A 7911-nucleotide genomic window follows, 5' to 3' on the forward strand; every position below is an offset into this window, starting at 1 on the left:
CCTACCCCGCTTCGATCTGACAGATCTCAACCACGCATGGCGTGGATCTACCGTGCCGACCAAGGTCGACACCTACCGGAAATCACGATTTGCCAACCGTCACCGGGAAACTGTCGAAGGCGCAGAAATCCAGAGCCGCTTTGGCTTTGGCTTTGGCTTTGGCCTCTGCGGGTGCAGGGTGCAACCCTGCCGAACACCCTCCGCTGCGCTCGCCGGGCATGGCCCTGCGCTACCCGTAATGAAAAAGCCGCCTTTCGGCGGCTTCTTCATTACTTCAGCTTGATCTCGCGCAGGCGTTCCTCGAGGAAGCCGTGGGCGGTGATCGGCTCCGGGTACCGGCTCGGGTTCTCCGGGGTGATGCAGGACGGCAGCACGTCGATCAGGAAATCCGGGTTCGGGTGCAGGAAGAACGGCACCGAGTAGCGCGGCTGGCGGGCCAGCTCGCCCGGGGGGTTGACCACGCGGTGGATGGTCGACGGGTACACATGGTTGGTCAGGCGCTGCAGCATGTCGCCGATGTTGACCACGATGGTGTCCGCGTCCGAGGTGAACGGCACCCACTCACCATCATGCGACTGCACTTCCAGGCCCGCGGCACTGGCACCGACCAGCAGGGTGATGAAGTTGATGTCGCCATGGGCGCCGGCACGCACGTTCGGAATGTCGTCGGTGGTGATCGGCGGGTAATGGATCGGGCGCAGGATCGAATTGCCGAAGTTGGTCTTGTCGGCGAAGAAGTCCTCCGGCAGGCCAATGTGCAGGGCCAGCGCCGACAGCACGCGCGAGCCCAGGTTGTCCAGCGCCTGGTACAGGCCGTAGCCGCGCTCACGGAAGCCCTCGACCTCGGTCGGCCACAGGTTCGGCGCCATCACGTCACGGTACTTGGAGTCATCGGCGATCTCGCGACCGATGTGCCAGAACTCCTTCAGGTCGAAGTGCTTGGAGCCCTTGGCGGTTTCCACGCCGAACGGGGTGTAGCCGCGGGCGCCGCCGCTGCCAGCCACGTGGTACTTGCGCTTGACCTCGTCCGGCAGGGCGAAGAAGGCCTTGAAGACATCGTAGGCCGCGTCGATGTCGGCCTGCGGGATGCCGTGGTTGCGGATGCCCGCGAATCCCCATTGGCGGTAGGCCGCGCCCAGCTCGGCCACGAAGGCCTCGCGGTCGCTGTCGAAACGGGTGATGTCGAGGGTGGGGATCTGGCTCACAGCGATTCCTGGCTTGTCATTGGGTCTAGGGGCCCGCGTATTCATGGCCCGCCTGAACATTGTGCCAGATCGCCCGGGGGACGCCACTCGATACGAAGAAACAAACCGATACAATGCGCGACCCGCGCGCGGATTAACGCTTCCGTCACGTTGGGCCCGACCCTTTGCCCGCTCCTTGAATCCGCCCCGCCATGTCCGCAGCCGCCCCTGCCGCACCCGCCCTTGAAGGTTCCACCCGGCGTTGGCGCCGGCTGGCCTGGTGGTCGCTGTTCGTCGCCGGCAATGCGGCCCTGGCTGCGGCGATCACACTGGGCAACGTGCCGCTGCGGGACAATCCAGGCGGCAGCGCGGGCCTGGCCTACCTCGCGATCGCCCTGCCCGGCCACCTGCTCGCGTTCGGCGCGCTGGCCGGCCTGCTGCCGTTGCTGCTGGGGCTGTGGCCACGCACTGCCCGTACGCTGAGCATCAGCGCCGTTCTCCTGCAGGGCCTGTGGCTGTGCCTGCTGCTGGTCGACGCCAAGGTGTTCACCCTGTACCGCTTCCACCTCAACGCCATGGTCATCAATATGGTGTTCGGCGGCGCCCTGCAGGACCAGGTCGCCCTGTCCTGGAAGACCTGGCTGCAGGTCGCGCTGCTGGTCGCCGCGGTCTTTGCCGCCGAAGGCCTGCTGGCCTGGGCGTGCTGGAAGCTGCTGCCGGCAGCGCCGCGCCGGCGACGGGTGCTGCAGACGTGGGCAGCGGTCGCACTTCTGATGGCTGGCGGCCAGGTCGCCACCTCCTACTACGACGCCCGCGGCGACCGCGATGTGATCGGGCAGTGGAACTACCTGCCGTGGGCGCAACCGATCACCGCCAAGAGCTTCATGCGGCGCCTGGGCGTGGTCAGCCAGCAGCAGGCCGGCCTGCCCGACCCGCGGCATGCGCAGCTGCAGTACCCACTGCACCCGCTGCGCTGCCAGAACCCGCATCGTCCCAATGTGCTGATGGTGGTGCTGGAATCGCTGCGCCAGGACGTGCTGACACCGCAGCTGATGCCCAACACGTCGGCGCTGGCGCAGGACGCGCGCGTGTTCGACCACCACTTCAGCACCGGCAATGCCACCCGCTACGGCCTGTTCGGGCTGCTGTACGGCCTGCCCGGTGGTTACTGGCCAAGCATGCTCGACGAGCAGCGCGGCTCGCAGCTGTTCCAGGTGCTGGGCCAGCAGGGCTACGACCTGCACCTGTACGGCAGTGCGCCGTTGTACAGCCCGGAATTCGATCGCACGGCATTCGCCGATGTGCGCGACCAGCTGCACCAGGGGCCATCGGCACTGAAGTCCGACGGCCGCGACCGCGCGATCATCAGTGCACTGCAGCAGGACATCCGCGCCAGCCAGGCGGCGCAGCGCCCGTGGTTCGGCTTCGTGTTCCTCGACTCCACCCACGCGCCCTACCACATGCCCGACGGTTACCCGCCAGTGGCGACGCCGATGGCCGCGGACATCGACTTCCTCAAATTCGGCCCGGAGCATGACCCTACGCCGGAACTCAACCGCTACCGCACCGCGGTGCACTACGCAGACAGCCTGATCGGCTCGCTGCTGGACGACCTGCGCGCACAGGGCCTGGCCGAGGACACCATCGTGCTGGTCACCGGCGACCATGCCGAAGAGTTCAACGACCTCAAGCTGAACTATTGGGGCCACAACGGCAACTTCTCCGACTACCAGCTGCAGGTCCCGTTCGTGCTGCACTGGCCCGGCCAGGGCAGCGGCCGCGAAGCACGCATCAGTTCGCATGAGGACTGGGTACCGACCCTGATGCGCCATGCCCTGGGCTGCGAGAACGCACTGGGCGACTTCAGCACCGGCCAGGATCTGCTGGCCGAACCGCAGGGCCCGCGTGCCCTGGTGGTCGAAAGCTGGTCGCAGCGCGCGATACGCCATGGCGAGGCGATCTACGTGTTCGACAAGTTCGGCAACGCCACAGCCCTGGACCGGCACTACCTCCCGCTGCCCCAGCAGGCCCCTGATGCGGCTGCCGTACGCACTGCATGGGAAGCGTTGACCCGCTTCCGCAACCGCTGACCTTCAAGGATCGATCCCGCATGAACCGTCCGCTGCGCATCCTGCACACCGAAGCCGCCAAGGGAATGGGCGGACAGGAGATCTACATCTTTCGCCACATGCAGGTGATGCGCGCGCGTGGCCATGAGGTGGCGCTGCTGTGCCAGCCCGAAGCGCGACTGGCCAAGCTGGCCCGCGACGACGGTTTCACCGTGCACACCCTGCGCATGGGCGGCCTGCTGCGCCTGCTGCGCGGCATCTGGTCAGTCTCGCGCCTGGTGCGGCGCGAGCGCTACGATGTGGTCAACACCACCAGCCGCCGTGACACGTTGATCGCCGCCGCCGGCGCACGCCTGGGCGGCACGCCGCTGGTAGTACGCTCGCGCCACCTGATGAGCCCGGTCAACTCGCTGCTGACCTATACCGGCCTGCCGCACCGGGTGCTGACCGTCAGCAGCTTCGTCAAGCAGCTGCTGGCCGAGCGCGGCATTGCGGCCGAGCACATCGGCATCGTGCCGCCAATGGCAGTCCCGCCGCGCTGGAGCGAGATCCGCAAGGCCGATCCCTGGCAATGCCTGCAGGAGGTGCGCGCGGAAGTGCGCGCCGAGCTCGGCTTCGGCGAACAGGACATCGTGGTCGGCTGCGTGGCGGTGCTGCGCGAACCCAAGGGTCATGCCGACCTCCTGCAGGCGATGGTGCCGCTGTGCAGGACGCATCCGAACCTGCATCTGGTGGTGATCGGCGATGGCCAGCCGGTCATGGATCGGCTGCAGGCGCTGCGCGACGAGCACGGGCTGCAGCAGCAGGTCCACCTGCTCGGCTATCGTGACGGCGCGTGCCGGCTGATGGCCGGCTTCGACATCTTCGCGCTGGCTTCGCACAAGGAAGCGGCCGGCACCGTGTTCCTGGAGGCCGCCTATGTCGGGGTGCCGATCGTGGCCACGCGCGTGGGTGGCGTGCCGGAGATGGTGGTCGATGGCAGCAATGCCATCCTCACCCGATTGGGCGACAATGCAGCCCTGACAGGCGCACTGCGCCTGCTGGTGGAAGATCCGGAACGGCGGCGGCAGATGGGCCGCGCCGGGTGGGACTGGATGCACGGCGCGCACCGGTTCACCCCCGATGGCCACGGTGAGACCACCGAACACTACTACCGCCAGTGGCTGAGGGAGCTGGGACATGGCTGATGCCCGAACCGTACCGGTGCTCATGCACCACCACGTCAGTCCGTCGCCGGGCATGATCACCGTGTCACCGGAGAATTTCGAAAGCCAGATCGCCTGGTTGGCCGGCAACGGCTGGACTTCGCTGACACTGGACCAGTACGCCGGCTTCCTGGCCGGCAAGCCGGTGCCGCGCAAGTCGATCGTGATCACCTTCGACGATGGCTACCTGGACAACTGGGTATATGCGCACCCGATCCTGCAGAAGTACGGCATGCACGCAGTGGTGTTCGTGGTCACCGGCTGGATGGGCGAAGGCTCGGAGCGGCCCCATGCGGGGCTTGCTGGGGCAGTGCTGCCTGCCACGCCGGACCACCGCGGCTGCGAAGCGGCGATCTACGAGCATAACCGCAGCGACGACGTGATGATGCGCTGGAGCGAAGCGCGCGCGGCCATCGCCGCCGGCACCTTCGAAGTGCATTGCCACACCCATACCCACACCCGCTGGCTGCGCCGCGATGACCTGGACCGCGCACAGCGCCGTGCGGGCCTGAGCCACGATCTGGCAGTCTCGCGCGAAGTCCTGCGGGACAAGCTCGGCGAGGTGTCCGATACGTTGTGCTGGCCTTATGGCGATTTCGACCAGGACCACATCGAGGTGGCACGCGAGCACGGCTTCCGCTACCTGCACACCACCCACCCGTTCGGCCGCAACGTTGTGGGCGGCGATCCGGAACGCATCTACCGCTTCGCGATCCGCAACCGCCCTGCGAGCTGGTTGCGCAAGCGCATCGCCCAGAGCTACAGCCCCCTGATCGCGCCGCTGTTCAATGGCTTCAAGGCGCGGCAGAAGAAGATGGTGCCGGGGCCGTGAGCCTCGCGCAGCCCTGCCGCCTGAACGAAAAACGCCCCGACTTTACGGGGCGTTCTTGTTTGGGCCAATGCACAGCTGCCTCAGGCAGCGGCTTCGCGCACCGCTGCAGACAGCCGATCCAGCGTTTCCTGCATCAGCGTGGCGTCATCGGCCTCCACGGTAACCCGCACCACCGGCTCGGTACCGGACGGGCGCAGGAACGCGCGACCGCGACCGGCCACCGACTGCTGCGCGGCCGCCAGCGCGGCCTGCACGCTGTCGGCCTGCACCGTGGCCTTGGCCGAGACATTGCCCAACCGCACGTTGACCGTCTTCTGTGGTACCCGCTCCAGTCCCTTCAGCGCCTGGCGCAGGGTCTGGCCGCTGTTGCGCAGTGCCACCAGCAACTGCAGCGCGCTCACGATGCCATCCCCCGTGGTGGCCCGGTCCAGGCACAGCAGGTGGCCGGAGGCTTCGCCACCAAGCACCCCACCACCTTCCACCAGCGCCTGGTGCACGTAACGATCACCAACGTTGCTGCGCACGAACGGTATCTGCAGGTCGGCGAACGCCTTCTCCACGCCGTAATTGCTCATCAGCGTACCGACCACCGGGCCGCGCAGGCGGCCTTCGGCCTTCCACGCACGGGCCAGGATGTACAGCAGGTCATCGCCGTCCACCGGGTTGCCCTGGTCGTCAGCCATCAGCACGCGATCACCATCACCGTCGAACGCGATGCCGAGATCGGCACGCGTCTCGCGGACCTTGGCCGCCAGGTTGTCGATATGGGTGGAACCGACGCCGGCGTTGATGTTCACGCCATTGGGCTCGGCACCGATGCCGATCACCTCGGCACCCAGTTCGCGGAACAGCAGCGGCGCGATCTGGTAGGTGGCACCGTGCGCGCAATCCAGCACCAGGCGCAGGCCACGCAGGTCGAATGTGCGCGGCACGCTGGCCTTGCAGAACTCGATGTAGCGGCCGACCGCCTCGCGCGCGCGCGATGCCTTGCCCAGTTTTTCCGACTCAACGGTGGTGAACGGAACGTCCAGTGCCGCTTCCAGGGCCAGTTCGGTGGCATCGTCGAGCTTCTCGCCCTGGGCGGAGAAGAACTTGATGCCGTTGTCGTAATGCGGATTGTGCGAGGCACTGATGACGATGCCGGCGTCCACGCCCAGCGTGCGGGTCAGGAACGCCACTGCCGGCGTCGGCATCGGTCCCAGCAGCTGCACATCGGCACCGGCAGCGACCAGGCCGGCCTCCAGCGCCGCCTCGAACATGTAGCCGGAAATGCGGGTGTCCTTGCCGATCACCACGATCGGTCGGCGCCCGTCCTGGCCGCGCTGGGCCACCAGGACACGGCCCAGGGCATTGCCCAGCCGCAGCACGAAGTCCGCCGAGATCACGCCCTGGCCGACCCGTCCGCGGATGCCGTCAGTGCCGAAGTACTTGCGGCCTCCCATCAAGCCACCTCCGGCGCCGGCTGGCGACCCAGCATGGCCAGCAGATCGGACAGGCGGTCACGCATCTCGCGGCGGTCGCAGATCTGGTCGATGGCACCGTGCTCCAGCAGGAACTCCGAACGCTGGAAGCCTTCCGGCAGCTTCTCGCGCACGGTCTGCTCGATCACGCGCGGGCCGGCAAAGCCGATCAGCGCCTGCGGTTCGGCGATGTTGATGTCGCCCAGCATTGCGAAGGAGGCCGACACGCCACCGGTGGTCGGGTGGGTCAGCACCGAGATGTACGGCAGGCCAGCTTCGCGCAGCTTGCCCAGCGCGGCCGAGGTCTTGGCCATCTGCATCAGCGAGAACAGGCCTTCCTGCATGCGCGCGCCGCCGCTCTGCGAGAAGCACACGTAAGGCGCACCGATCTCCACTGCGGTTTCAGCAGCCAGCGCGAAACGCTCACCCACCACCGAGCCCATCGAGCCGCCCATGAAGGCGAAATCGAACGACGAGGCGACCAACGCACGGCCCTTGAGCAGGCCGCGCATGGCGATCAGCGCGTCGTACTCACCCGTGTTCTTCTGCGCGATCTTGATGCGCTCGCTGTACTTCTTCTGGTCCTTGAACTTGAGCAGGTCAGTCGGCCCCAGGCGCGCACCGATCTCGGTGGTGCTGTCGGCGTCGAACAGGGCGGCCAGGCGCGCGCGCGCGCGGATCGCCATGTGATGGCCGCACTTCGGGCAGACCTCCAGGTTTTCTTCCAGTTCCGGACGGTACAACGCGCTGCCGCAGTTGCTGCACTTTTCCCACAGGCCCTCGGGGACACTGCGCTTCTTGCTGGGGGTGTTGTCGGTGCGGATGCCGGACGGCATCAACTTGCTGAGCCAACTCATGCGGGAGGACACTTCCGTTCAGGGCGGCCCGGGGGCCGCAAAGGCGGACAGTCTAGCTCCGCTTTCCCTGCCCGTGCACCCCCTTGCCGGGCATGGGGGTGCTGGAAAAAACCATGCTGGGACGTACGTTTAGGTGCTGGGTAGCACCGGGGCCTGGGGCGCGGGTGGCGCGGCGCGGGGCCCGCCGCGGCTCGGCCGGGGCGTTCGCCGGCCCCAACCCGTGGTGTTTTGTCCTCCGGCGCGGGCGGCGCTATTCTGGTGGGTGGTTTCGGGGGGGGGGGGGGGGTTTATTTAGGGGGGGGGG

7 protein-coding genes are annotated in these 7911 nt (G+C 67.3%); 4 read left to right on the forward strand and 3 right to left on the reverse strand.

The genetic code is table 11. The features are described 5' to 3' along the window. On the forward strand, positions 1 to 283 hold a 283-nt coding region (locus QRO91_RS21115; protein WP_285310551.1), incomplete at its 5' end, for a hypothetical protein. On the opposite strand, the gene QRO91_RS21120 is transcribed toward QRO91_RS21115, so the two are convergent. Further along, complete coding sequence (locus QRO91_RS21120) at positions 270 to 1250, reverse strand: isopenicillin N synthase family oxygenase (RefSeq protein WP_049429529.1); 981 nt, start codon at positions 1248 to 1250, stop codon at positions 270 to 272. The two genes, QRO91_RS21115 and QRO91_RS21120, sit on opposite strands and share 14 nt — an antisense overlap. Before the next feature lie 146 nt (positions 1251 to 1396). Here QRO91_RS21120 and QRO91_RS21125 point away from each other — a divergent pair, with 146 nt between their 5' ends. Genes QRO91_RS21125 through QRO91_RS21135 form a run of 3 tightly spaced genes read left to right on the forward strand, consistent with a single transcriptional unit; the run spans position 1397 to position 5290 of the window. Further along, complete coding sequence (locus tag QRO91_RS21125) at positions 1397 to 3274, forward strand: DUF3413 domain-containing protein (protein WP_285310552.1); 1878 nt, start codon at positions 1397 to 1399, stop codon at positions 3272 to 3274. A gap of 20 nt (positions 3275 to 3294) precedes the next feature. Further along, positions 3295 to 4440 (forward strand): glycosyltransferase family 4 protein, encoded by a 1146-nt coding sequence (locus QRO91_RS21130; protein WP_049429527.1) that lies wholly within the window; start codon positions 3295 to 3297, stop codon positions 4438 to 4440. Then, a complete protein-coding gene (locus tag QRO91_RS21135) occupies positions 4433 to 5290 on the forward strand; it encodes a polysaccharide deacetylase family protein (protein WP_049429526.1) in 858 nt (285 codons plus the stop codon). Before QRO91_RS21130 ends, QRO91_RS21135 begins: the two co-directional genes overlap by 8 nt. An 80-nt stretch (positions 5291 to 5370) precedes the next feature. Here the strand turns inward: QRO91_RS21135 and glmM are convergent, their stop codons facing one another. Both glmM and accD read right to left on the reverse strand, forming a co-directional pair. Further along, positions 5371 to 6732, reverse strand: a complete 1362-nt coding sequence (gene glmM / locus QRO91_RS21140; protein WP_049429525.1) for a phosphoglucosamine mutase — start codon at positions 6730 to 6732, stop codon at positions 5371 to 5373. Further along, positions 6732 to 7607 carry an acetyl-CoA carboxylase, carboxyltransferase subunit beta gene (accD, locus tag QRO91_RS21145; RefSeq protein ID WP_005410473.1) on the reverse strand — a complete coding sequence of 292 codons (876 nt, stop codon included), beginning with the start codon at positions 7605 to 7607 and terminating at the stop codon, positions 6732 to 6734. Before accD ends, glmM begins: the two co-directional genes overlap by 1 nt. Positions 7608 to 7911: the final 304 nt, after the last annotated feature.

The organism is Stenotrophomonas maltophilia group sp. Smal32 (assembly GCF_030237085.1).
Classification (GTDB): domain Bacteria; phylum Pseudomonadota; class Gammaproteobacteria; order Xanthomonadales; family Xanthomonadaceae; genus Stenotrophomonas; species Stenotrophomonas maltophilia_Q.